This is a genomic window from Flavobacterium kochi, from assembly GCF_048286715.1.
Lineage (GTDB): Bacteria > Bacteroidota > Bacteroidia > Flavobacteriales > Flavobacteriaceae > Flavobacterium.
Map to the genome: position 1 here is coordinate 23,504 of NZ_JBLVPW010000026.1, position 25,761 is coordinate 49,264.

Consider the following 25,761-nt stretch of genomic DNA (forward strand, 5'->3'; position numbering starts at 1 on the left):
ATTTATAAAAATTATATTCAATCATTAATAACGGAACGGTATCAAATTTTATTGCAAAATCTGATACCGTTTATATAAAGAACATTAAAAATAATGATATTCCGAGAAGGGATTAACAAAAATTTAATTTTTATTCCCACTCTATAGTTGCAGGTGGTTTTGAACTAATATCATAAACCACTCTGTTGACTCCTTTTACTTTATTGATAATATCATTAGATATTTTCATTAAGAAGTCATAAGGTAAATGCACCCAGTCAGCCGTCATACCATCAGTAGATTCAACTGCACGAAGTGCTATTACTTTCTCATAGGTACGCTCATCACCCATTACACCCACACTATTTACAGGAAGTAAAATAGCTCCGGCTTGCCACACTTTATCGTATAATCCCCAAGATTTTAATCCGTCTATAAAAACAGCATCCACATCTTGTAAAATACTTACTTTTTCTGGTGTGATATCACCTAAAATTCTAATGGACAACCCAGGTCCTGGAAAAGGATGTCTTCCTAATAATTCCGGATCAATTCCTAATGAAGCCCCTACTCTGCGTACTTCATCTTTGAAAAGCATGCGAAGTGGCTCTACAATTTTCAATTTCATATAATCAGGCAAACCTCCTACATTATGGTGCGATTTAATGGTTGCCGAAGGTCCTTTTACTGAAACTGATTCAATAACATCAGGGTAAATTGTTCCTTGTGCCAACCATTTTACATCTTCTATAAGGTGTGATTCATCATCAAAAACTTCGATAAATACACGTCCAATAATTTTACGTTTGGTTTCTGGGTCACTTACACCTGCTAATTCAGATAAGAAACGATCTCCAGCATCTACTCCTTTTACGTTTAAACCCATTCCTTTGTATTGATCTAATACATTTTGGAATTCGTTTTTGCGAAGCAAACCATTATTTACAAAAATACAGTATAGATTTTTTCCAATAGCCTGATTCAGTAACACTGCCGCTACAGTAGAATCTACTCCTCCGGAAAGACCAAGAACTACTTTATCGTCCTTCAGTTTTTCTTTTAGTTCCGCAACCATATCGGACACGAAAGCATTAGGTGTGAAGTTTTGAGGAACTTCAGCAATTTTTACTAAAAAATTTTCCAGCATTTGCTTTCCATCTGTAGAATGGAAAACTTCCGGATGGTATTGAATGGCGTAAGTTGTTTCACCTTCAATTCTATAAGCTGCAAATTCCACATCATGTGTACTTGCAATTTTCACTCCATCAGTTGGTAGTGACTTAATACTATCGCTATGGCTCATCCAAACCTGGCTGTTCTCTGAAACCCCTTCAAAGAAAACTTCATTTTCTTTTATAAAAGACAAATTAGCTCGACCATATTCTCTTGTATTGGAAGCCGCTACTTCACCCCCACTAAAATGAGATAAATATTGTGCTCCGTAACAAACGGCCAGCATAGGGAGTTTCCCTCTAATTTGGGATAAATCAGGATGTGGCGCATCTTCTGCACGAACAGAAAAGGGACTTCCACCAAGGATAACTGCTTTATAAGAAGACAAATCATTCGGAAAATGATTGTAAGGGAAGATTTCGCAGAATATATTTAATTCGCGAACTCTACGCGCAATAAGTTGAGTATATTGCGATCCGAAATCTAAAATAAGTACGTTGTGTTGCATGCGCAAAAATACTTTTTATATTTTGAATTGAAAAACTGAATTTTGAAAAATATTTATTTTTTTTCGATACGCTATTTATTCTAATTTATTTACGTCCCGAAAATCGCGTTTTATTGACAAAAAGAATGATTTTTAAAATAAAAACGAAGAATAATTTAAGCACGCATGAAATATATGTCACTATTTTGAGTTAACCTTATTATAAATGAATCTTAAAAATTAAAAAACAATGAAAATAAAAACCTACACAGCAATTGCATTTTTAGCTCTTTTTATCGTTTCCTGTAATGTGGTCGATAACTTGTTTACTTTTAATATCGCTACCCAGACAACTTTTAAAATAGCCAGCGGATTTCCTCTGAACCTCGCCACTGAAGTAATCACTCCTGATGTTACTACAAATTCAAGCGCTGAATTTCAAAATAACAATACAAAAGCTGATTTAGTGAAAGATGTAAAATTGAGTGAATTGAAATTAACGATAACCGATCCGGCTGACAAAACATTCAGTTTCTTAAAATCAATTCATTTGTATATTTCAACAACTGCTGATGACGAAATAGAATTGGCCTATTTAGATGATATCAATTCCACTGTAAACACTTTAAATCTAATTTGTACTTCTCAAAAATTAGACAAATACATCAAAGCCTCATCCTATAAAATAAGAGCTAAAGCAGTTATTAAAGAATCGGTAACGAAAGACATTACTGTAAAATCTGATATGAAATTTAAAGTTACAGCTGATCCGTTTTAAACAAATCAGCAGTTTTCAATTATTCTTTAATAAATATAAATTTACCTTTTACACCTGTATCCCAATTTTCCCAATAATCAGACGTAATAAGTTTTTCTTTGTCATCATAAATTTGAAATTCAGCTGTATTTCCACCTAAAGCCCCTCTATTTAAAGCTTCTATTTCGAATGTATTTATTCCTTCTTTAAGAAATATTTTAAACTGCTGATAATTTCCCTGCATTAATAATCTTTCCTGGACTACACTTTCATTCATAATAGCTCTTGCTAAATCTCCGTCAATCTGTCCAAAATCACGATATTTAATTACAAAAAACTTAGATTTCGTTCTAATCTCGCCAAAATTGACATCAATTTTAACCAAAAGCCTTGAATCTTCTTTCAAACCTTCTCTAACTAATGTTTTCCCTAAATCCTTTTCCATTTTATCCATATAAACATCTCCTGGATTAGCAAAATCATTTTTTGGAGTCATGTTTATAGTGCTTGTTGCTCCAATTTTTAATACTGAACTAGGGGCTTTAATTACAGGGCTTTTAAAAATATTTGGAGTATAAGTTGGTGGTATATCAGTTTCAGGAGGCACTACTTTTTTAAACTTCGGACTTTTATTTATAGGTGGGATTGCTTTAAACTTTTTACTAAATTCAATCTGACCATAGCTTTTTGAAGAAATACCAACACTTATTATTATAAAAAAAAGAATCTGTTTCATATCAGGGTGACTATTGACAAATCAATATTTATTAAAAATTTAAAATTAAAAACATAGCGTAAAACAACAAAAATAGTATAAATTAATTTTATTTATTTATCGAATTAAAAAAAGAACATTCCTATTCTTTCATTAATATTAGGGTTCCTTTAAAATCGATCCCAAGATTCCATTGGCTAGCCGAAATAATACTTCCTTTATCATCATACACTTGAAATTCTGCTGTATTAGGAGGTGCAAAACCTTCGTTCAACGCCTCAAAATCGATCTTATTAATCCCTTTTTCTAATTTTATCTCGAAGCCTTTAAAATCTCCATCCAAAACGACCTCGTATTTTATTACCTTATCATTTAAATATACTCTAATCTTATCCCCATCAACATAAGCGGCATCACGATATCTTACTTTAGCAGTAAGAGAACCTGTTTTAAAAGTTCCTAAATTTTGATTTCTTTTATAAGTAGCAACCTCTAAATTTTCTGCTTTTTTAGTAATTTTCTCAGGATTCACCAAACTGATTTTCGGTACATCAAGGGGGATATCTTGTTTTTTTATAACTTTTGGCGAAGTAATTTTTGGCAAATCTGCCTTTGGAAAAATTACTTTTTCGACTTTCACTTTTTTATTTTTAGGCGGAATTGCTTTGAACTTAGAGCTAAATTCATTCTGTGCATATCCGCTTAGGGACATACCTATAACAATAATCAAAAATAGAATTCTTTTCATAACTTTTTAGATATTAACTTATCAGTGCTTGTAAAATTTTTAAAAAATAAAAAAACCAATCCTGACAAAACCGCAAAATGGCGTAATTTTGCTTTCCTTAATAACATTCAATTTTCGATTTTATTACATTTCAGAGCATAAGATTTTCTAAACTTGATTTTCCGAAATTGAACTTTTTAATTAAAAATCAGTATTTTTTATTTCATTGATTTTTTATAAATTGCAAAAAACATACCAAAATTAAATTGGCATAGTAAAACTTTAAAAATCAACTTAATAAATAAAAAAAATAAAATAAAATAAAATAAAATAAAATAAAATGAAAAGAGAAAACATATTGACAGGCTCACCATGGGAGGACAAAATGGGATATTGTCGAGCAGTACGTATTGGAAATATCATTGAAGTATCGGGAACAGTAGCTATAGTTGATGGCGAAAAAGTAAAAGCTGACGATGCTCATGCGCAAACGCTTAATATTTTAGAACGAGTGGAAAAAGTTCTTGAAGACCTGAATGTAGGGATGAAAGATGTTATTCGTACCCGCATATTTACTACTGATGTTACTACATTTGAAGCAGTTGCCACAGCTCATGCCAAATTTTTTAAAGACATAAAACCAACAACTGGTTTTTACGGAATTAACCAATTAGTTGCGCCCGAATATTTGGTTGAAATAGAATTTACAGCCATTGCTCCTGAAAAACCATTAGTTCAGGAAGGATTGTAATACTTTAGCAAAAAATCCGACAGTTTTATAATGAATTTAGAAAACGGTAAAAAAATAATGCTTGTCATATTCAAATGGATTTTCATTTGTGTCGTGACAGGCATTTTTTCTGGATCAGCTTCGGCGTTTTTTTTAGTGACACTAGAATGGGTTACCCAATATAGAGAACACCACAACTGGATCATTTGGCTTTTGCCAATAGGCGGCCTCATCATAGGGTTGTCTTACCATTATTTTGGAAAAACTGTTACCAAGGGCAATAACCTATTACTGGAAGAATACCACAATCCCCAGAAAATAATTCCGTTAAAAATGGCGCCTGTGGTACTTATCAGCACTCTAATTACGCATCTTTTCGGAGGCTCCGCAGGTCGCGAAGGCACGGCCGTGCAAATGGGAGGCGCTATTGCCGACCAATTCTCCCGAATCTTCACACTTGACAATTCTGATAGAAAGACACTAATTATTCTTGGAATCACTGCTGGTTTTGCTTCGGTTTTTGGCACACCTTTGGCAGGGGCCCTCTTCGCTTTAGAAGTTTTATATTTCAGTAAAATCAGCTTCAAAAGTATCCCTTTGGCTTTTCTAACGGCTTATATCGCTTATTTTACGGTTGAATTCTGGAAAGTAAAACACACCCATTATAGTATCCCCCTCATTCCTGAAATGAATTTTACCACCTTATTTTGGGTGATCCTGGTAAGTATTCTTTTTGGCCTGGCTGCCCTGTTATTCTCCAGAAGCACCCATTTCTGGGGCGCTTTATTTTCGAAAACCATATCCTTTCCCCCGCTTCGTCCTTTTACGGGAGGACTTATCCTTGCAGTGGTAATTTATTGTATTGGAACCACTAAATACATTGGTTTAGGGATCCCAATAATTGTGGATGCCTTTTTGAATCCAAATGCTTCTTATGATTTTCTTCTAAAAATACTATTTACCGGATTTACACTGGGCGCAGGTTTCAAAGGAGGCGAAGTTACACCATTGTTCTTTGTCGGTGCTACATTAGGAAGTGCCTTATCACTACTTGTTCCTTTGCCTATTGCACTGCTGGCAGGAATGGGATTTGTAGCTGTTTTCTCGGGTGCAACCCATACTCCTATTGCATGTACTGTCATGGGGATGGAGCTTTTCGGAATAGAAACTGGCTTTTTCATTGCTATTGCCTGCACAATCGCTTACTTTAGCTCCGGTTCAGTTGGGATTTACAAAGCCCAAATTGTAAAGGGTGCAAAATACCGTTTGTACCAAAAAATTAAAAGCAAAGACATTGAGCTTTTCTAACATTGTAAAAGTTTGTTAATTATATAAATGATTTCAACATTACATTAAAAAAATGTAATTTCGCAAACTATGAAAATACAAGACATTCAAGCGATACAGTTGTTATTATCAACTCCAAAAAAAATTGCAATTATTCCACACCGGGGCCCTGATGGCGATGCCATGGGTTCCACTCTAGGATTATATCATTTTTTATTAAAAAACAACCATCATCCTGTTGTGGTTTCTCCAAATGAATTTCCTGATTTTTTAGCTTGGATGCCTGGATCGGAAACGGTCAAAATATACGAAAAAGACAAAGTCAACTGTACCAAAATTCTTGAGCAGGCAGAACTTATTTTCACATTAGACTTTAATGCTTTGCACCGTACAGGCGAAATGGAAACTATTTTGTCCAAACTGAAAGCGCCTTTTATAATGATTGATCATCATCAGAAACCGGATGATTACGCTACATTTACCTATTCAGATACTTCATTTGGGTCCACTTGTGAAATGTTATATAACTTCATTTGTTTCCTTGAAAAAAAAGAGGCTATCGACAAAACAATCGGAACTTGTATTTACACAGGAATTCTAACAGATTCAGGTTCTTTTCGTTTTCCAAAAACAACTGGAGATACCCATAGAATTGTTGCGGAATTAATTGATTTAGGTGTCGAAAATACGAAAATTCCGACCTTACTGTTTGACAACAGTTCTTTTGGACGTTTACAATTATTGGGAAGAGCACTTCAAAACATGAAAGTATTAACCGAGCACAAAACAGCTTATACCACCCTTACACAGGATGAATTAAACTCTTTTGATTATGCAAAAGGGGACACCGAAGGCATTGTAAATTACGGATTAAGTATTAAAGGAATTCTTTTTACGGCAATTTTCATTGAAAATAAAGAAGAAAAAATCATCAAGATTTCATTCCGTTCTCAAGGTGATTTTGATGTGAACCAATTTGCAAGAGATCATTTTAATGGTGGTGGACATCGCAATGCTGCCGGAGGAAAATCAGAAGTATCGATGCAGGAAACCATAAATAAATTTGAGGATTTAGTAACAAAACTAACCATATAATACATGAAAAACAGCAAATTAATCGCAGTTGTATTCGCTTTGTTCCTTGCAGTTTCAAGTTGCAAACAGCATCAGGAAGCCCGCAGACCCATTTCTCAAGCTTCCGGAACTTTCATGAAGAAATCGATAGCGCGAAATAAAAAATTAATTGCCGGTGAGGAAGGACAAATTAATGCTGTAATCAGAAGAAATCCTAAAGCAAAGTTTATCGCTTCATCCAAAGGATATTGGTATTCCTATTCGATAAAAAATACGCTCGATACACTGACTCCTAAAAAGGGAGATGTCGCTTTTTTTGATTATGAAATAAAAGATTTGAAAGGCAACATCATTTATTCCGAATTAGAATTAAGACCTCAAATTTATTATGTTGACAAACAAAATATAATGATGGGATTGAGAGACGGTATCAAATTAATGCATAAAAAAGAGAAAGTGAATTTTCTTTTTACCTCACATATGGGCTATGGCTATCATGGGGACAATAAAAAAATTGGAACAAACCAACCCCTGCTTTGCACCGTAACCTTACATGATTTTATATCAGAAACGGCATACAAAAAACAAAATGAGGTAAAACCTGCAGCTGCTCCGGTTGTTATACCGGAAGTTACCACAGCAATCAAACCACAAGACACTATAACACAATAAAAAATTAATTTAGAAATGAAAAAAAGTTTCCTACTCGCATTCCTTGTTATTGCCTCATTTTATTCCTGTAAAGAAGAGCATAATAATCTTCCTGATGGTTTATATGCCAAAATCGAGACCAATAAAGGAGAAATCATTGTACAATTAGATTTCGAAAAAGCACCGATCACAGTGGCAAATTACGTGACTTTGGCTGAAGGAAAAAATGAATTTGTCACCAACGAAAACCTTAAAAACAGACCTTTTTTTGATGGACTGAAATTCCATCGGGTGATTAAAGAATTCATGATACAAACTGGGGATCCGTTAGGAACAGGATCTGGGGATACCGGTTATAAATTTAAAGACGAATTTACTGATTTGAGATTTGACAAAGGCGGCGTTTTGGCTATGGCCAATAACGGTCCGGCAACTAACAGCAGTCAGTTTTTCATTACGCATCTCGCTACACCGTGGCTAGATGGAAAACATACTATTTTTGGTCATGTGGTAGAAAAAGGAATGGATGTTGTGAACAAGATTGAACAAAACGATTTTATCACTAAAGTGACCATCATCCGAAATGGTGAAGCAGCGAAAAAGTTTGATGCGGTAAAAACATTCCACGATTATTTCTCAGTAGAATCTCAAAACCAAAAGAAAAAATTAGCGATTGAGGCCGAAAATAAAAAAGTATACAACCAAAAATACAAAGCAGTTCGCGACCAAAAAATAGCTTATTTTGCTGCGTTAAAAACCAAAGCAATTAAGACAAATACTGGATTACAATACGTAATTATCAAGAAAAGTGGAGGTAAAAAACCAGCTAACGGTGCTAATATTTTCATTCATTACGCTGGTTTTCTTGAAGACGGCGAACTTTTTGACTCAAGTATAGAAAGTGTTGCTAAAACTTTTGGAAAATACGATGAAAACAGAGCCGCTCAAAATGGCTATCAACCGATTCCTTTTCAGGCAGGAAAAAAAGATGGCATGATTCCTGGTTTCATTGAAGGAGTGGATAAATTATCTTTTGGTGACAAAGCCATAATCTTCATTCCGTCAAAATTGGCGTATGGTGAAGCCGGAGCAGGTGGAGTTATTCCTCCAAACGCCAATATTATTTTTGAAATTGAATTATTAGAAGCAATGCCTCAATAACCCCTTAAAAAAAAGTCAGACCTTAAATTAGTATCCCATGAAATTTAAAATTCTATTTTTATTATTCTTAGGAATGTTGAATCTACATTCTCAAATTAAGAAACCTGTTCCTGCCAAAAAGCCGGCAACAGCAGTTAAAACAGCAGTAAAAGCTCCCATAGCAGTCCAAGGGATTTTCGCTACTATTGCTACTACTAAAGGAGACATTACCGTTGAACTGGAATACAAAAAAACGCCGGTTACTGTAGCTAACTTTATAGCGCTTTCCGAAGGGAAAAATACTTTTGTGGCTGATGAAAAACTAAAAGGAAAACCATTTTTTGACGGTTTAAAATTCCATCGCGTTATCAAAGATTTCATGATTCAAGGTGGTGATCCATCAGGAAACGGTTCTGGTGGTCCGGGATATGCGTTCAAAGATGAGTTTACCGATCTGAAATTTGATAAAGGAGGAATTTTGGCTATGGCCAATTCAGGTCCAACCACCAATGGAAGTCAATTCTTTATTACACACAAGGACACTCCCTGGTTAAATGGAAAGCACACTATTTTTGGCCATGTGACTCAAGGTATGAACGTTGTAAACGGGATTGCTCAAGATGATGTCATCAAGAAGATTACAATTACAAGAAAAGGAACATTAGCCAAACAATTTGATGCAGCAAAAGTATTCTCTGACTATTATGGCAATAAAGCCGAAGACGCTAAAAAACAAGCTTTAATTGATGCTGAAAACCAAAAAAAGCAAGCTGCAATTATTGCCGAAGAGAAAAAAGTGTATGTTGAAAAATACGGTAGTGTGATCACTGCCAAACAGGCTAATTTAAAAGCGGCTAAAGCTACTGCAACCGTTACAGCTTCAGGTTTAGCCTATAAAATAATCCAAAAAGGAAGCGGTGTCAGACCTGCTGACGGAACGACCTTCTATTTTCATTATGCCGGTTATTTTGAAGACGGTACCTTATTTGACAGTAGTTATGAAGACGTAAGTAAAGCCTACGGGAAATACGATGCAAACAGAGCCGCTCAAAACGGATACCAGGCGTTTCCTTTTGAAGCAGGTAAAAAAGACGGAATGATTCCTGGATTTTTGGAAGGATTGAGCCTCATGTCTCTTGGCGACAAAGCGGTCATTTTTATCCCTTCAAATTTGGCGTATGGAGAAAGAGGTGCCGGAGGTGTAATTCCGCCAAATACCAATCTTGTTTTCGAATTGGAAATGTTTGAAAAACAACCTGCTCCAAAACAACAATAAATCTCAAACAGCATTCAATAACAAACCCGACAGATTTCAAAATCTGTCGGGTTTTATATTTAATTTATGCTATCAGATGCTGGCTTCGCTTAATAAAAAGCGGCGATTAAATCTGTTGTATCCACGTTCCATTTTCTATTGCAAAAAGAAATTATTTCTTTCCAAATTTCCAGTCGAATTCGTCTTTTTGATTGATAATCGCACCAATCTCAAATTTCACGACCTCATCAAATTCTGTTTGAAAGATAATCCAATTTTCCTCATTGAAATAATTTTCGAACGTATCGAATTCTTCCTGAGTGAATTTAGTTATTCCTTTAGCGGCCAAATCTTTTTTGACATCACTGATTTTTCTATTAATCACTTTATTCCCAAACAACTCTAATTCCCGGCTTGAAGCCACGATATAACCCAATTTAAAATCTTCCTCGACATAGAAAGTCAGACGCATTTTAAGTTTATTATAGGCAAAAATCACATTATCATCTTCGTCCTTGTAATTTCTATCTGGTTTACCGTAAATAGCAGTAACGTCATTCTGTTTCATTCCGAAAATGAGCTTGTCAATTCCGTTTTTTGGATTTATTTTCATATCTTTTATTTGACCGCAAAGTTCGCAAAGTTTTTCGCAAAGTGCACTACCTTTTTGGTTTAAAAATTAGTTATAAAAAAACAGCAATCCCCATTCTAAAATTCAAAATTTAGGCGAGACCTGCTGAAAAAGCGAATCGCTTTATCCAGTGCTCCGTTGAAGAAAAATCGGAACAATCTTCACTACATTCCCGCACGCAAAGCTCCAGTAAAGCAACAAAGAAACATACCATATAAGCATGAAAAACATTCCCTTGATTCCAGGTATTTAGGATAATTTGTAAGAAAATATAAGTATATTTGAAAAATATAAGTATATTTGAAAAATATACAGTGAAACAAACTTTTGTTTATCCAACCTAATTTGAATGTACAAACGAAGTTTGTTTCCGACCAGGTGTCTATAAGTCGTTTCGATCCTTAAAGCCTTCATTTTAAAAATGACTTTCCAATTGTAAAACCTTAAAACTGCAAAAAACTCCCAATGATTCTCCCTAATATCCTGCAAGAAACCAAAACCCTCGTGTTTGATCCCAGTAGTTTTGAACTCACCAATGTTGTACTGGAAAAAGAAAGTGCCGATTATGGCGCCTGTCAATTCGAACTTAACACCTTAAAAATACTATTTCGCGTGGCCAAAACCACTCCAACAAAAGTGGGTCAATTCGTTACGGTATGGAAAAGAATAGGGAAAGGACCTATTGAGCCTTTTGACTTTTCAGATGCCATTGATTTATTTGTTATCAATGCCAAAAGCGGGGATCATTTTGGTCAGTTTGTATTTCCTAAATCGGTGCTTATCCAACAAGGAATCCTGACCACTGATTCGAAAGAAGGGAAACGAGCCCTTCGGGTGTATCCGCCTTGGGACCTAACGACAAGCAAACAGGCACAGCAGACTCAAAAATGGCAATTGGATTATTTCCTGAAAATCCCTTTAGACAAACCCATCGATTCAGAACAGGTAAAATTGCTTTATTCACAGGAAATTAAAGACCATTAAAAAATAAACCTCATTTAAAATTACTCGAATGAGGTCTATTTTTACAAAAACATACTTTCTCCATTTTATTTTTATAATATACTGATTTTCAGTTGCTATAGTCGAAAATTATTTTTAATTTAGCTCTCATGAAGGACTTCCTATTTTAGAATCCTACTATCCCCAAAATCTTATTATTTTTTACACGTTAGACAGGGATATCAATTCAACTAACGTATAGGTTAAATCAATTGTTTTAAAAAATAATGGGTGTAATTCCTCATTGTATTTTAGAGCATTTTGAGCAGTTTCTTTTTTCAATACCTCAGTTTCATTTAATCCGGTACAATAATGATATAAAAACATTAATCGCATAGGATTCGTTTTCTCTGTTTCTAACCAAGCTATTAATAGACAAACCACTACGTCATGGACACCTTTAAAGACCGTATAAGTACTAAACCAAAACAGATTAACTGGCTATCCATTGTACTCGTGGCAGTACTACTTGGGCTCTTGTTTTGGCTTATGTATCAATTTAAAGGAGAACAACGCTTTGCTGTCGTAAAGCTTTTTGGCAAAGGTGAGGCAATAAACTTTTCAAAAAATTACGGTTATGTTCAATTTCCTTCCAATGAAAAAAATTACGGGGCAATTCTTGCCGAAAAAGGAGATGTATTAGGCTTTAACGATACTGCTATTTCTTTCAATGAGGTAATCAATGATTCTTTGGAAATTGATGATTCCGGCGATTCTCTTGTTTTTGTAAACGGAAAAGTGAATACCATCATTGTGAATGGGAAAGCAAATCTGATTTCTTGGTTTCAAAAAATGAGACCCAGAACAATTGACGACTTGAAAACCATCAACTTTAGATCAAAAATCCCTGCAGGTTATATTCCCTATTTAAAAAAAATAGCGCACTTAAAACCCAATACTGATTTGACTTTCGAAGAAAATGGCTCAAAAATCACAGTTGAGGATTACATTAAAAAAGCTGATTTCTTTAAACCTCATTTTATAAGAGCATCCTTAAAACAAAATCAATTCCCACTACTGGCACATTGGAAAACTCCGCAATGTCTTCATCTGAGTATATTAGATACTGTTGTCACAAAATCGTTACCCGCCATGCCCGCACTACAACAATGCATTATTAACGGAGGTGACACTAAATATATGGACGCTTCTTTTTTTAACAACAACAAGCAACTCGAAAATATAAGTTTGTTTGCTTGCCTGCCCGATTATACGGTTTTACAGTCACTGGAAAACCTAAAACATCTTACCATCACTAATTTTGGATGCAAAGGCGATTTGGCCCCATTGAAAAATAAATTTCCCAAACTTTCCGTATTGATTGCTTCGGGTCTTTTTACCAATATTGATGTGCTGGGTGACTACAAAAATATAAGGTGGCTTGGACTTCCTGAAAACACCACCCAAAAACAGTTTGACACGATAACGGCGCAATTATCCCATCTACAAGTGCTGGAACTGAAAGGAGGTGATTCGGTAAAAAACTTAAACGGATTGCAACAATTACCCAATCTAAGAGGACTCGTAATAACGGACACGGTAACGGATAAACAATTGCTTTATGCGTTGAAAGAATTGAGGTATCTGTCAGTACCCGAAAAAAATAAAGCGGACAGTAGCTATATACAAACGTTGAAAATGAGTTTGCCGGGTTCCATCATTGTTCCTAACACCGGAGCTTGTATGGGTTCAGGCTGGCTGCTTTTGCTACTACCTGCAGTATTTTTATTCAGTTTAGTTTTTCCAAGAAAATTATTAAAAAAATCTTTTAAAAAAAACAAAAAAAATGGAGCATTCAGAGCAAACAAAAGCGATACCCAGACGAACCAAAAAAGCAGTGCTTGATGCTATCGTCTGCAGTACTGAAATCATGGTATTTGCCTATTTAGTTACCTACCCTTTTCCATTTAAAGCGGTGGCCTTTATTCCTTTGGTAATGGTAGCTTTTATCATCAGCCGTGATATCGATTCTCTTCCGGTAACATTCAGGTTTTTATTTAGGAATCTTTTCTCTCTAAAAATGCTTATCCAAATTGTTATTGGTCTTGAACTGGGTATTATAGCGGCAATTTATTACAGAGGTAATTTAGGAATGACCATCTTACCTGCTGTAATCCGACCATTTGTATTAGTGGCAGTAAGTGTTGCTGCGATCGAAGAATTGGTTTTTAGAGGTTTCATACAGGGTCAGATCAGCAAATTAAATACGGACTTTGCCGTGGTATTTGCTGCCTTTGCACATGCATCATACAAAGCTTGTTTGTTCCTTTCGCCAGTGGCAATACATCAACAACACCTCGTGACGTTTTTTATATGGTCTTTTATAGCCTATATCGTACTTGGGTTTTTAAAGCATTATTCAAAAAGCATTGTGCCTGTTATTATAGCACATGCCATTTTCGACTTGGTCGTTTATGCCGAAGTCCTGCAAGCACCCTGGTGGGTGTGGTAAATATAAATATAAAATGAACAATACGAATAAGGATCTAAAATCTATATTTTACTGAAAATTGGTAGCAATTGGATTCAAAATTCGTCAGCGTGTCGTCGGGCACAACAAAATGGTACTGACTGTGTACTTGCGACATGAAAAATTCATATTGGTTATTGTTTTCTACCAATATTCAGTGCTCAACGGGCACATCCAGAGTCTTAATTCATCATAAACTACAGCCTATGTGTTTTTCAGCTAGTGCGAGTTTTGGAGCGGGTATTGTTCTTGCAGCGATAAGTGTTGCGGCAGTAAAAAACGTCCAAAAACCCTCCCAAATTTATTTTGCAAGTATTCCGATTATTTTTTGTGTGCAACAAATTGCTGAGGGTTTTTTATGGTTAGCATTAACCAAACCATATTTTGCCCCATTGCAACAAGTCACAACCTATACCTTTTTATTTTTTGCCCAGGTGGTCTGGCCCTTATGGATTCCTTTTGCCTCATTGAAACTCAAAAAAGAAGAGGAGAATGTGCTTTTTCAGTGGGTATTGGTTGTAATAGGGCTGTCAATAGCTTTATATCTGGGCTATTGTTTAATCACTTATTCTGTTGAGGCCAAAATCATCGGTCGCCATATCTCTTACATACAACATTATCCAATTTCATTTAGCATTTATGGAGACCTGCTTTATATCATTGCAACTGTTGCTCCACCCCTATTCTCAGAGATCAAAAAAATGTGGCTTTTAAGCATCACTATCATCATTTCTTATATTATCACTACCATTTTCTATGTAGACTATATTGTTTCGGTTTGGTGTTTCTTTTCTTCGATTATTAGTATATGCATACTAATTGTTATGGATGAAATTAAAAGCCCTAGTAAAAAACATTCCAAATACTATTCCAGATATTATTGCGATGATCATAATAAAAGCCACAGTGTTTAAAATTTGAAGAATAGATTTTACTGTAATTTATTCTTCAGATTTTCTTTTACGTTTCCGTACCATTCCTTGCTAAGAATACTCAAAATAATACTGTCTCTGCGAACAGCATTACCAAAGGTAGGCATGTGGCTTCGCAGCACTCCTTCTACTGTGCAACCTATGCTTTTCATAGCTGCAATACTTCGTTTATTGTTATTGTCTGCACGGAATTCGACACGTTCCATCCCAAGGGTTTCGAAAGCAAACTGCAATAGTAGAAATTTACAGCGTTTGTTAAGTCCGGTCCCTCGAAAGTCTTTGCCATACCAGGTGTAGCCTAATTGCAGCGTTTTGAAATCCAGATTAATATCATAAAAACGAGTGCTTCCGGCGTATTTTCCAGACTTTTTATCGAAAACGATAAAGGGGAATTCCGTTTTATTTGCTCTGGCTTTTAAGGCAATTTGAATATATTTTTCCAAATTTTCTTTGCCATTGGCCTGTACTAAAGAATATTCCCAGGTTTCGGGCTCATTGAGGGAAATTTCCAATAAATTTTCGACATCCGTTTCTTGTAAAGGACGCAGTAAAACTAATTCGTCTTCCAGGATTGTATTTTGAGAGAAATCTGAGTCCATCTTTATTTATTTAGTTACAAAGAAAATAAAAATTCCTAAAATGAACTACTCTTAAAGTTCAAAATTCTGATGTCTTTTTTAGTCAGATCACATTACTTAACTTTTATTTCATTGGAGCGAATACTTCGTATTTGAAATGAAAATCCCGCAGTTCAAAAAAATATGTTTTTGAACTGCGGGATTGCACTGTATATTGATTAACTCCTAAAAATACTACTCACTCATTTCGTCGTAACGCTCTGGAACCTGTGGATCGTACAAAGGACAATTGAACTCCCCCAATGCATCTACCAACTGATTCATGATTTTTCCTTCGGTTCCGTAGCAATCGATTTGAATGCTTTGAGGAGTGGTTTTTATTTGAAAAGCACCTTTGCCTTTGTTGTTTTTCCAACTGTTGTCATCTACTTTTTCCCAATGAGAGAACAGCGTATTAATCCTATTGAGGATGACCGTCACAGGAAGCTCTTCGAGACCTGCCACTTCTTGTTCCTCAATAACTGCTTCGTAAACCAGATGATGGTTTAGGTAAATGCCTTCCTGATATCTCCAAAAAAGTAGTTCGTACATGGCCTGTTGCTTTTACTTTTTAATATTCGAAAGTTCCGTATTCGCTGGTAATGGTAAGTTTTTTAGTATCGGCTGCTGCTACTCTACCCACAATTTGTGCATCAACATGGAACGATTTTGAAATCGCGATAATGTCTTGAGCAATAGCTTCCGGAACATATATTTCCATACGGTGTCCACAATTGAATACCTGGTACATTTCTTTCCAATCCGTTTTGGATTGTTCTTGTATCAATTGGAATAATGGTGGAACCGGAAATAAATTGTCTTTGATAATGTGCAGATTATTTACGAAATGTAAAATCTTAGTTTGTGCTCCTCCACTGCAGTGCACCATTCCGTGAATTTCATCAGCAGTATATTGGTCTAAAATTTTCTTGATTATAGGCGCATATGTTCTGGTTGGAGAAAGTACCAACTGACCTGCGTCGATTGGTGAATTTTCAACTGAATCAGTAAGATTTACTTGTCCGGAATAGATTAATTCTTCAGGAACTGCAGCATCGTAACTCTCTGGATATTTTGTTGCCAGATACTTCCCGAAAACATCATGACGCGCCGATGTTAATCCGTTGCTTCCCATTCCGCCATTATAGCTTTTTTCGTAAGTAGCCTGACCAAAAGAAGCCAAACCTACAATTACATCTCCTGCTTTAATGTTTGCATTGTTAATCACTTTAGAACGTTTCATACGAGCGGTAACCGTAGAGTCTACAATAATAGTTCGGACGATATCGCCCACATCAGCCGTTTCACCACCTGTGGAATGAATCGTTACGCCAAAAGAATCCAATTCTTTAATTAACTCTTCGGTTCCGTTGATAATTGCAGAAATTACATCGGCAGGAATAAGATTTTTATTTCTTCCAATGGTTGAAGAAAGCAGAATATTATCCGTTGCCCCTACACACAACAAATCATCAATATTCATGATCAATGCATCCTGTGCAATACCTTTCCAAACAGAGATGTTTCCTGTCTCTTTCCAATACATATAGGCCAGAGAAGATTTGGTTCCCGCCCCGTCAGCATGCATAATCAGGCAATATTCTTCGTCCTGGGTCAAATAATCAGGGACAATTTTACAAAATGCTTGAGGGAACAATCCTTTATCGATGTTTTTTATGGCGTTATGCACGTCTTCTTTGGATGCCGAAACACCGCGAAGCGCATATCTTTTTGAAGTATCTGAACTCATGTAGTCTAGTTGTGTAACCTGCGTTTAGGCAGATGGGTTTTGCGGCAAAGATAATTATTTTTTTGGGTTTTGCCTATCGGGTTTTCAAGTGTTTCGTTAAATCCGTAATCTGTAAATCGAATGTGAATTTATTTTATTAAATTTACACTACCGTTTTGTTTTTTAGCTCTTTACAATAAAAATAAAAAGAAGCGTAACTACACAAACGCAATCTATCACGAGGGATATTAGGCTAAATTGCTATAGATTTTAATTTGAAATTTAGCATAAACCCATTTAAAAGCATAACAAATTTTAAACCGTAAATTAAACGCAGCAAAGTGAAAACCAGCGATCACTCTAAAAAACGGGGCCTTACCGAAAAGCCATATGAGTAGGAAACTAAAAACCGCAACATCATGCCTAAATATGTAATTGAAAGAGAGATTCCCGGTGCCGGTAAACTAGGCACCGAACAATTGAAAGCCATTTCACAAACTTCCTGTGGAGCATTGGGTAAAATGGGACCACAAATTCAGTGGATTAACAGCCAGGTAACTGCTGACAAAATCTATTGTACTTACATTGCTCCCAACGAGGAAATGATTCGCGAACACGCAAAGTTAGGAGGATTTCCTGCGAATTCCATCAGTCGGATATCCGCGACCATTGACCCTACAACAGCGGAAGAGACTGTATAGTCTGGAACGACCTTAAACGGCAACAGTGAAAATAAAAACCAACAGAGAAAAAAAAAAAAAAAAAAACGGAACTTAAAATCTGTGCTTAGAATTTAACAGCAAAACAAAGTCTTAAAAAAGACTAATTCAATACTTTATAAACAAAAAAATTAAATACGATGAAAAATGCAATTAACTGGTTTGAAATTCCAGTACAAAATTTAAGCAGAGCACAAGCCTTTTACGAAACAGTTTTAGGCGCAAAAATGCAGCCAATGGAAGCCATGGGCATGAAATCAGCTTTCTTCCCGGCAGACATGGAACATGGAATTGGAGGTAGTTTAGTGGAAAGTAAAGAGTATCAACCAGCTGACAAAGGCACTTTAGTTTATCTCAACGGTGGTGATGATTTGAGTATTCCTCTTGCAAAGGTTGAAGCAGCAGGCGGAAAAGTTGTTTTGCCTAAAACATCAATAGGACCTAATGGCTTTATGGCACACTTCACCGACACTGAAGGAAACAAAGTAGCATTTCACTCCATGAAATAACAGAAAAGGCAAACAGCAATTAAAAGCTTAAATGACTATTTGCTTTATAAACCCAAGCCAGAAATCTTTATAATTTAAACCAAAAAAAATGCCTGTCAGTTAGAGACAGGCATTTTTATAAAATGGTGTTTGTTTTTATTTTGTAAACAACAATTCTCTGTATTTAGTTAATGTCCATAGTTCATTATCTACCAACAACTCCAGTTTATCACAATGTTCACGGATGATTTCAAAATATGGTTTTACGTTATTACAATACGCTTCAGCCATTTCCTGAGCATCAGTCATTACATTTGCTTTCTTTCTTTCGTTCGTCATCTCAACTACTTTAGAATTGATTCCTTCAATATGTTTTGAAATATCTTTGATTAAAACAATTTGCTCTTTGGCAATTGTTTTAAATTCATCTCCAAAAATATCTTTCAAACCTTTAACATTTTCAATCAATGTATTTTGATAGCGAATAGCAGTCGGAATAACATGATTTGTAGAAATATCACCTAAAACCCGACCTTCAATTTGAATTTTCTTAGTGTACTCTTCCAATTCAATTTCGTAACGGGCTTCCACTTCAACATGATTCATGATCCCCATTTCAGAAAACAAATCCAAAGCTTGTTTAGAAGCTCTTGCTCTTAATGCTTCGGGAGTTGTTTTGAAGTTGCTTAAACCTCTTTTCCCTGCTTCGATTTCCCATTCATCACTATAACCATCTCCTTCGAAAAGAATCTTTTTAGAAACTTTAATATACTCTCTCAAAACATTGAAGATCGCATCGTCTTTCTTCATGTCTTTAGATTCGATCAAAGCATCCACTTCAATTTTGAAATCTTTCAATTGTTTTGCAACAATAGTATTCAAAGTTGTCATGGCATTAGCACAGTTTGCGGAAGATCCTACGGCTCTGAACTCAAATTTATTTCCTGTGAAAGCGAATGGTGACGTTCTATTTCTATCCGTATTATCCAAAAGCACATCCGGAATTTTACCAACAACATTTAATTTTAAATCTGTTTTCTCTTCCGGAGATAATTTCCCAGTAGTTACACCTTCTAATTCAGCTAAAACTTTAGTTAACTGCTCTCCGATAAAGACAGAGATAATCGCTGGCGGCGCTTCATTTGCACCTAATCTATGGTCATTACTTGCCGTTGCAATTGCACCTCTTAATAATGATTCATAATCATTGACCGCTTTTATAGTATTGATAAAGAAAGTCAGGAACTGTAAATTGCTCATCGGCGTCTTACTGGGACTTAACAAATTCACTCCGGTATCAGTTGCTAGTGACCAGTTATTGTGTTTCCCAGAACCATTAACTCCTTTGAATGGTTTTTCATGAAATAACACTTTCAAATCATGACGTTCAGCCACTTTTTGCATTACATCCATTAATAAACAGTTGTGATCTACAGCTAAGTTAGTCTCTTCAAAAATAGGTGCCAACTCAAATTGATTTGGAGCTACTTCATTATGACGTGTTTTAACTGGAATTCCTAACAGCATACACTCTTGCTCTAAATCTCTCATATACGTTAAAGCACGAGTTGGAATAGAACCAAAATAATGATCGTCCAATTGTTGTCCTTTTGCAGAGGTATGCCCAAGCAAAGTCCTCCCTGTCATCACTAAATCAGGACGAGAATCCGCTAATGATTTATCAATTAAGAAATATTCTTGCTCCCACCCTAAGGTTGCAGTAACTTTCTTTACATTTTTATCAAAATATTTACATACTTCAGTAGCAGCTTCATCCATAGCAGATAATGCTCGCAATAAAGGAATTTTATTATCTAATGCTTCTCCTGTGTAGGAAATAAAAACAGTAGGAATACACAATGTAGTTCCAAAAATAAATGCTGGAGAAGTTGGATCCCAAGCCGTATATCCTCTTGCTTCAAATGTGTTTCTAATTCCACCATTTGGGAAGCTGGAAGCATCTGGTTCCTGTTGTACTAATTGTGCTCCACCAAACTTTTCTACCGGATCGCTGCCGTCGTAAGATGTTTCAAAAAAAGCATCATGTTTTTCAGCAGTTGTTCCCGTAAGTGGCTGAAACCAGTGCGTATAATGAGTAACTCCTTTTGACAAGGCCCACTCTTTCATTCCCATTGCAATATAATCCGCTAATTTCCTCTCTATTTTAGTTCCGTGCTGAACCGCACCTTGTACTCCTTTGAAAGCATCTGAAGTCAAATATTGCTTCATTGCCTTTTCATTAAATACATTTGCACCAAAAATAGTTGATTTTCTATCAGTCTCTTCGAATTGAACTGGCGTTCTGGTTGAAGCTTCTCTCAAAGCTTGAAAACGTAGTGTTGACATGTTACGATTTTTAAGTTATTATAATAGATTTAATAAAAAAAACAAATATAATCAATATTAAACAAAAATCCTCCTTATTGCAATTGTGAAATTAGTTTTTATACCCATGTAAAATTGTCATTTTGGAATTTTACCCCCTATTAAAATACACTTATGTGAAAAATAACATATGCTATAACAAAAATTACCCCCTGATTTTTACTCATAAATAATTTATTTTATATTTGCAAACAAATAAAAAAAAACGAAATAAATTTATAATATTATGGCTAAAATAAAATTAGAGTACATTTGGTTAGATGGATATGAACCAACTCAAAACTTAAGAAGTAAAACCAAAGTTGAAGAACACAAAGATTTTAAAGGAACATTAGAAGAATTAGGAAACTGGTCTTTTGATGGTTCATCTACAAAACAAGCAGAAGGTGGTTCATCTGATTGTTTATTAGTGCCTGTTGCTATTTATCCAGATCCAACACGTATAAATGGATACTTAGTAATGACAGAAGTAATGAATGCTGATGGTACTGCTCACTCTTCTAACGGTAGAGCTACTATTGATGATGACGGTGATTTCTGGTTTGGTTTCGAACAAGAATATTTCATTATGGATACTAAGACTTTATTGCCTTTAGGATTTCCAATAGGGGGTTACCCTGCACCACAAGGTATGTACTACTGTTCAGTAGGTGGTAAAAACACACACGGAAGAAGTTTAGTAGAGGAGCATGCTGATTTATGTATTGCTGCCGGAATTAACTTTGAAGGTATCAATCAAGAAGTTGCTTGTGGTCAATGGGAATTTCAACTATTCGCTCAAGGAGCTAAAAAAGCAGGTGACGAAATCTGGATTGCAAGATATTTACTAGATCGTTTAACTGAAAAATACGGTTACTATATTGATTACCACCCAAAACCATTAGGTGATACCGATTGGAATGGATCTGGAATGCACGCTAACTTCTCTAATGAAGTACTAAGAACATGTGGTTCTCAAGAAGTTTACGAAAAAATATGTGAGGCATTCAGACCTGTAACTGCAGAACACATTGCTGTTTACGGAGCATACAATGACCAACGTTTAACAGGTAAGCACGAAACTGCTTCTATTCATGATTTCTCTTATGGAATTTCTGATAGAGGAGCTTCAATCAGAATCCCATTAATTACTGTTCAAAAAGGATGGAAAGGATGGTTGGAAGACAGAAGACCAGCATCTAACGGTGATCCATATAAAATTGCTGCTAGAATTGTAAAAACTGTAAAATCTGTTTTAATTGAAGATTCTGTTTTAGTATAAGAATCTATTTTCTAAACTTGATTTGTTTATAATTGAAAGTGTCTTCGTAAATGAAGGCACTTTTTTTTGGATCAGACAGTAATCTGTTTCCAACTACAACTTTATTTTAAAATAAGGCTCAAACTTAAAAAATCAAAAAGTATCTTTGCTCAACCTAAATAAATACCTTAGTTTATGATTGTCTGGATTTCATTTTTAGCCGCCGTCTTACTATTTCTCGCACTCGATTTGGGTGTTTTCAATAAAACACCACATGTTATTAGTTCCAAAGAAGCCGGTAAATGGACGGGTATATGGGTAACTTTATCTTTTTTATTTTCCGGAGTTATCTATTGGTTATACGGCAATAATTACATTTCGAACCCAGATGGACTAAAACCAGCAGCAGCAGCGATAAAATTCATTACCGGATATTTAATAGAATTATCTTTAAGCGTAGACAATATATTTGTAATAGCTATTATTTTTTCTGCCTTCAGAATACCGCAAAAGTACCAACACCGGGTTTTATTTTGGGGAATATTGGGAGCCATTGTCTTTAGAGGTTTAATGATTTATTTTGGTGTTTTACTTATCAATAAATTTTCCTGGACTACTTATCTTTTTGGAGTATTCCTGGTTTATACAGCAATGCGAATGCTGTTTATCAGTGAAGATGAAAAATTTGAACCAAAAAAATCTTTCGTTTACAAGAGCCTTAAAAAAATTATGCCCATTTCCAATCATATGGACAAAGAGCATTTCTTTGTAAAAAGACGACATATTAGAGCTGCTACGCCTCTTTTTGTAGCATTAGTAGTTATTGAAGTTATGGATGTTGTATTTGCGCTAGACAGCGTCCCTGCAATTTTGGCTATTACAAATGATCCTTTTTTAGTTTTTAGTTCAAATATTTTCGCCATATTGGGCTTGCGATCCATGTATTTCTTTTTGTCCAATATGTTAGAAAAATTTGCCCATTTAGAATACAGCCTTATTGCTATTTTAACCTTTGTGGGACTCAAAATGTTACTTCACGATTTTATCGAAATCCCGGAATGGGTATCCTTATCTTTTATAGCGATTTCGTTAGTGACCGGAATTATTGTATCTATAAAAATGAGTAAAGAAGAAGAAATTGCTGAAGAAGAAATTACTGAAGAAGAAGTTACTGAAAGAAATAATTAGTCTGCCTAAAAATAAAAGTATAAAAAAAGGAAATCTTTCGATTTCCTTTTTTTATTTATACTTCTAAAAATTACATTTGAATTTTTTGAATTTGGCTTTCATTTAATTTTAAAGTCGACATAACCGCTTCAAAACTATTTTTATTGATTGAGGTGGCATAACCCGCAGGTACAATCACAACTCTTATGACCTGGTTCAGTCTAAAGTCCGTAGAAACTGATTGCAAATTGCTACCGATCATAAATACATTGACATCTCTTGTAGTATAATCCTGATCATACCCAAAATCTAATGTTCCGTCGCTAAAATAATGAGTTTCAGGCAATAATTTCCATATATCACTTCCTTGTGAAGTGATACCAGCTAATCGGTATACCAACACTACATCCGAAGTATAAATTGGATAATTAAAAGTGATTAATTTACTGTAATCATTAGTTGAAGTAAACGAAGCATTAACTTCAAATACCTGGCTAGTCGTATCTTCTACTATAGGTCCATCATTTACGGTACAGCTTTGTAAACTAAATAATCCTACAATGGCCAAAAGTGTAATTATCTTTTTCATTTTTTTAAAATTTAATGGTTAATTTTATTTTCTATATTCATGAATTGTGCCAAACTTTATTTTCGAAAAAAAAATGTAGATTTAAAAATGGGAAAACAGCTGAAACTTTATATGATAATGCTGGGCTGCAAGCCGGCTGGAAGACTTACAGAACAACATGATGTTTTTTTCGGAATTGGAAATTCCTTGAAAAATTTGATCCCTCAAATGAAAAATTTCTGGCCTGAAGCCAAAGGGCAACTTCATATTGATGTCTGGAGAGCAGTTTCTGTAGTCGATAATTATTCGATTGAAATTGTTCCCAGGGATGTAGTTAGAAATACTCCTTCCGAAAAATTATTCTTCATCAATTTGGGTGGTTACAAAGAAAATGAATTTGAAGAATATCATTATAAAATGCTCACCGTTTCCCAAAGTTTAGGATTGGCTACCAAAAACACCGAGACAACCACTTTCTACAAAGATTGGAGCTTCAATGGAGCCACTTCCCATATTGATGACAAATACGGAATCGATGTGGATGACATCCATATGGTATCGGATCTGTTAGACAAACAATTTAAAGAACAGTATGCCTTAAAAATCACAAAATCGGAAGATGATTTAAAGGAAGATGATTTGCATATTGGCTATCTAAAATTAGATGAAATTACTGTTTAATATGTGTAGATTTAAAATCAGTAACCAAAAAAAAGCATCCGATTAAAGGATGCTTTTCAGTTAAAATTAGTTTTTAAAATTATCTGGAAGATATTACTTTTTTCACACTGCTTCCACGATCAGTGGTTACTTTCACAACATACACCTGTTCTTTTCCTCTATTGAATTTAAGATCCAGTGCAATTTCTTTGTTCAAATAACTATTGGTATCCATTTTAGAAAGTATTGAAATCCCTTGTGCATTAAACACCTCAATTTTCACATCAGAAACATAATCAAATTTGTATTTGATTGTAAGCCTGTCTTTGAAAGGAACCGGATACGCATCAAAGCCAACATTGGCTGTTTTAGCGGTTAGAGTCGTTTCTACAGGAACAATTGTTTCTGTTTTTTTGGCTACTGTATTGGTGATTTTAGCTGAAGATGGTGGTGCTGGACAATTTGATGCATCACAATCTGCAGCATCTGAGATACAGCCAGAACTCAGTTTTTTAACTTTTATACCCGTTACTGAACCTGGAGCTAATGAAGAAAATAACGTATTTGCATTCCAGGTTATACCATTATCAATACTGTATTCATAATCGGCACCTTTTGGACTAAGTATGGTAACCGATCCTGTTGTTGGTCCACAAAGTGATGGTTGAACTATGCAAACAGTTGGAGCTGACGGTGATGTTTTATCAACTGTTACTATTACAGCATCTGTTTTTATACATCCATTTACTCCTATTACCGTTACGGAATAGGTTGTCGTAGTAGCCGGTGTGGCTGTTGGATTAGCACTATTTGTTGCACTCAATCCCGTTGTCGGTGACCATGAATAAGAAACCCCTCCTGTCGCACCTAATATTGCACTTGGAGTGGTACAGTTTATTGTCACATCGTTTCCCGCATTGGCTAATGGTAAGGCTTTGTCTACAGTCACTATTACATCGTCTGTTTTTGTACATCCATTTGCTCCTGTTACCGTTACGGTATAGGTTGTTGTAGTAGCTGGTGTGGCTGTTGGATTAGCACTATTTGTTGCACTCAATCCCGTTGCCGGTGACCATGAATAAGAAACTCCTCCTGTCGCACCTAATATTGCACTTGGAGTGGTACAGTTTATCGTTACATCGCTTCCCGCATTGGCCGCCGGTAAGGCTTTGTCTACA

General features: G+C 35.3%; 27 protein-coding genes. 16 read left to right on the forward strand and 11 right to left on the reverse strand.

Features of this window, described 5'->3' with window-relative positions; all coding sequences use genetic code 11:
* Positions 1-130: 130 nt before the first annotated feature.
* Complete coding sequence (gene guaA / locus ACNQGH_RS18325; RefSeq protein ID WP_417957461.1) at positions 131-1,660, reverse strand: glutamine-hydrolyzing GMP synthase; 1,530 nt, start codon at positions 1,658-1,660, stop codon at positions 131-133.
* A gap of 229 nt (positions 1,661-1,889) precedes the next feature.
* On the opposite strand from guaA, the gene ACNQGH_RS18330 reads away from it, so the two are divergent.
* Positions 1,890-2,417 carry a hypothetical protein gene (locus ACNQGH_RS18330; protein ID WP_417957462.1) on the forward strand — a complete coding sequence of 176 codons (528 nt, stop codon included), beginning with the start codon at positions 1,890-1,892 and terminating at the stop codon, positions 2,415-2,417.
* A 19-nt stretch (positions 2,418-2,436) separates the two neighbouring features.
* On the opposite strand, the gene ACNQGH_RS18335 is transcribed toward ACNQGH_RS18330, so the two are convergent.
* Both ACNQGH_RS18335 and ACNQGH_RS18340 read right to left on the reverse strand, forming a co-directional pair.
* Complete coding sequence (locus ACNQGH_RS18335; protein WP_417957463.1) at positions 2,437-3,132, reverse strand: hypothetical protein; 696 nt, start codon at positions 3,130-3,132, stop codon at positions 2,437-2,439.
* A gap of 121 nt (positions 3,133-3,253) precedes the next feature.
* Positions 3,254-3,859, reverse strand: a complete 606-nt coding sequence (locus tag ACNQGH_RS18340; RefSeq protein WP_417957464.1) for a hypothetical protein — start codon at positions 3,857-3,859, stop codon at positions 3,254-3,256.
* Positions 3,860-4,178: 319 nt separating this feature from the next.
* On the opposite strand from ACNQGH_RS18340, the gene ACNQGH_RS18345 reads away from it, so the two are divergent.
* From ACNQGH_RS18345 to ACNQGH_RS18370, 6 genes are all read left to right on the forward strand, one after another.
* Positions 4,179-4,589 (forward strand): RidA family protein, encoded by a 411-nt coding sequence (locus ACNQGH_RS18345; protein WP_417957465.1) that lies wholly within the window; start codon positions 4,179-4,181, stop codon positions 4,587-4,589.
* 30 nt (positions 4,590-4,619) lie between these two features.
* Positions 4,620-5,876, forward strand: coding sequence for a voltage-gated chloride channel family protein (locus ACNQGH_RS18350; protein ID WP_417957466.1), 1,257 nt, complete (start codon positions 4,620-4,622; stop codon positions 5,874-5,876).
* 69 nt (positions 5,877-5,945) lie between these two features.
* Entirely contained in the window at positions 5,946-6,950 is a 1,005-nt protein-coding gene (locus tag ACNQGH_RS18355) for a DHH family phosphoesterase (protein ID WP_417957467.1), read from the forward strand.
* Between the two features lie 3 nt (positions 6,951-6,953).
* Positions 6,954-7,601 carry a gliding motility-associated peptidyl-prolyl isomerase GldI gene (gene gldI / locus ACNQGH_RS18360; protein ID WP_417957468.1) on the forward strand — a complete coding sequence of 216 codons (648 nt, stop codon included), beginning with the start codon at positions 6,954-6,956 and terminating at the stop codon, positions 7,599-7,601.
* A gap of 15 nt (positions 7,602-7,616) precedes the next feature.
* On the forward strand, positions 7,617-8,741 hold the full coding sequence (locus ACNQGH_RS18365; protein WP_417957469.1) for a peptidylprolyl isomerase: 1,125 nt from the start codon (positions 7,617-7,619) through the stop codon (positions 8,739-8,741).
* A gap of 37 nt (positions 8,742-8,778) precedes the next feature.
* Positions 8,779-9,996 (forward strand): peptidylprolyl isomerase, encoded by a 1,218-nt coding sequence (locus ACNQGH_RS18370; RefSeq protein ID WP_417957471.1) that lies wholly within the window; start codon positions 8,779-8,781, stop codon positions 9,994-9,996.
* 151 nt (positions 9,997-10,147) lie between these two features.
* Here ACNQGH_RS18370 and ACNQGH_RS18375 read toward each other — a convergent pair whose 3' ends face one another.
* Positions 10,148-10,588 carry a hypothetical protein gene (locus ACNQGH_RS18375; protein WP_417957472.1) on the reverse strand — a complete coding sequence of 147 codons (441 nt, stop codon included), beginning with the start codon at positions 10,586-10,588 and terminating at the stop codon, positions 10,148-10,150.
* A 483-nt stretch (positions 10,589-11,071) separates the two neighbouring features.
* Between ACNQGH_RS18375 and ACNQGH_RS18380 the strand changes: the two genes are divergently transcribed.
* Positions 11,072-11,590, forward strand: coding sequence for a MepB family protein (locus ACNQGH_RS18380; RefSeq protein WP_417957473.1), 519 nt, complete (start codon positions 11,072-11,074; stop codon positions 11,588-11,590).
* Positions 11,591-11,770: 180 nt separating this feature from the next.
* On the opposite strand, the gene ACNQGH_RS18385 is transcribed toward ACNQGH_RS18380, so the two are convergent.
* A complete protein-coding gene (locus tag ACNQGH_RS18385; RefSeq protein ID WP_417957474.1) occupies positions 11,771-11,944 on the reverse strand; it encodes a hypothetical protein in 174 nt (57 codons plus the stop codon).
* 54 nt (positions 11,945-11,998) lie between these two features.
* Between ACNQGH_RS18385 and ACNQGH_RS18390 the strand changes: the two genes are divergently transcribed.
* The 3 genes from ACNQGH_RS18390 (at position 11,999) to ACNQGH_RS18400 (ending at position 14,992) form a co-directional block, all read left to right on the forward strand.
* Entirely contained in the window at positions 11,999-13,453 is a 1,455-nt protein-coding gene (locus tag ACNQGH_RS18390) for a hypothetical protein (protein ID WP_417957475.1), read from the forward strand.
* Entirely contained in the window at positions 13,395-14,060 is a 666-nt protein-coding gene (locus ACNQGH_RS18395) for a CPBP family intramembrane glutamic endopeptidase (protein WP_417957477.1), read from the forward strand. The genes ACNQGH_RS18390 and ACNQGH_RS18395 overlap by 59 nt, the downstream gene beginning before the upstream one ends.
* A gap of 224 nt (positions 14,061-14,284) precedes the next feature.
* A complete protein-coding gene (locus ACNQGH_RS18400) occupies positions 14,285-14,992 on the forward strand; it encodes a DUF6629 family protein (RefSeq protein ID WP_417957478.1) in 708 nt (235 codons plus the stop codon).
* 17 nt (positions 14,993-15,009) lie between these two features.
* Here ACNQGH_RS18400 and ACNQGH_RS18405 read toward each other — a convergent pair whose 3' ends face one another.
* The 3 genes from ACNQGH_RS18405 to ACNQGH_RS18415 form a co-directional block, all read right to left on the reverse strand.
* A complete protein-coding gene (locus tag ACNQGH_RS18405) occupies positions 15,010-15,609 on the reverse strand; it encodes a GNAT family N-acetyltransferase (protein WP_417957479.1) in 600 nt (199 codons plus the stop codon).
* A 213-nt stretch (positions 15,610-15,822) separates the two neighbouring features.
* The gene (locus tag ACNQGH_RS18410) at positions 15,823-16,179 is read right to left on the reverse strand and encodes a hypothetical protein (protein WP_417957480.1); all 357 of its coding nucleotides are present in this window, start codon (positions 16,177-16,179) and stop codon (positions 15,823-15,825) included.
* Between the two features lie 19 nt (positions 16,180-16,198).
* Positions 16,199-17,377 (reverse strand): AIR synthase related protein, encoded by a 1,179-nt coding sequence (locus ACNQGH_RS18415; protein ID WP_417957481.1) that lies wholly within the window; start codon positions 17,375-17,377, stop codon positions 16,199-16,201.
* A gap of 398 nt (positions 17,378-17,775) precedes the next feature.
* Between ACNQGH_RS18415 and ACNQGH_RS18420 the strand changes: the two genes are divergently transcribed.
* Positions 17,776-18,057 carry a DUF4242 domain-containing protein gene (locus tag ACNQGH_RS18420; RefSeq protein ID WP_417957482.1) on the forward strand — a complete coding sequence of 94 codons (282 nt, stop codon included), beginning with the start codon at positions 17,776-17,778 and terminating at the stop codon, positions 18,055-18,057.
* 158 nt (positions 18,058-18,215) lie between these two features.
* Positions 18,216-18,584, forward strand: coding sequence for a VOC family protein (locus ACNQGH_RS18425; RefSeq protein WP_417957483.1), 369 nt, complete (start codon positions 18,216-18,218; stop codon positions 18,582-18,584).
* Between the two features lie 135 nt (positions 18,585-18,719).
* Here the strand turns inward: ACNQGH_RS18425 and ACNQGH_RS18430 are convergent, their stop codons facing one another.
* Complete coding sequence (locus ACNQGH_RS18430) at positions 18,720-20,909, reverse strand: glutamine synthetase III family protein (protein WP_417957485.1); 2,190 nt, start codon at positions 20,907-20,909, stop codon at positions 18,720-18,722.
* A 265-nt stretch (positions 20,910-21,174) separates the two neighbouring features.
* Here ACNQGH_RS18430 and ACNQGH_RS18435 point away from each other — a divergent pair, with 265 nt between their 5' ends.
* The gene (locus ACNQGH_RS18435) at positions 21,175-22,209 is read left to right on the forward strand and encodes a glutamine synthetase beta-grasp domain-containing protein (protein ID WP_417957486.1); all 1,035 of its coding nucleotides are present in this window, start codon (positions 21,175-21,177) and stop codon (positions 22,207-22,209) included.
* A gap of 174 nt (positions 22,210-22,383) precedes the next feature.
* Positions 22,384-23,376, forward strand: coding sequence for a TerC family protein (locus ACNQGH_RS18440; RefSeq protein WP_417957487.1), 993 nt, complete (start codon positions 22,384-22,386; stop codon positions 23,374-23,376).
* Positions 23,377-23,446: 70 nt separating this feature from the next.
* Here ACNQGH_RS18440 and ACNQGH_RS18445 read toward each other — a convergent pair whose 3' ends face one another.
* A complete protein-coding gene (locus ACNQGH_RS18445; RefSeq protein ID WP_417957488.1) occupies positions 23,447-23,944 on the reverse strand; it encodes a hypothetical protein in 498 nt (165 codons plus the stop codon).
* Between the two features lie 87 nt (positions 23,945-24,031).
* On the opposite strand from ACNQGH_RS18445, the gene ACNQGH_RS18450 reads away from it, so the two are divergent.
* Positions 24,032-24,604: a DUF1543 domain-containing protein gene (locus ACNQGH_RS18450; RefSeq protein ID WP_417957489.1), complete on the forward strand. Its 573-nt coding sequence runs from the start codon at positions 24,032-24,034 to the stop codon at positions 24,602-24,604.
* A gap of 79 nt (positions 24,605-24,683) precedes the next feature.
* Here the strand turns inward: ACNQGH_RS18450 and ACNQGH_RS18455 are convergent.
* Positions 24,684-25,761: T9SS type A sorting domain-containing protein (locus tag ACNQGH_RS18455; protein WP_417957490.1), on the reverse strand; the 1,078-nt coding region annotated here is incomplete at its 5' end.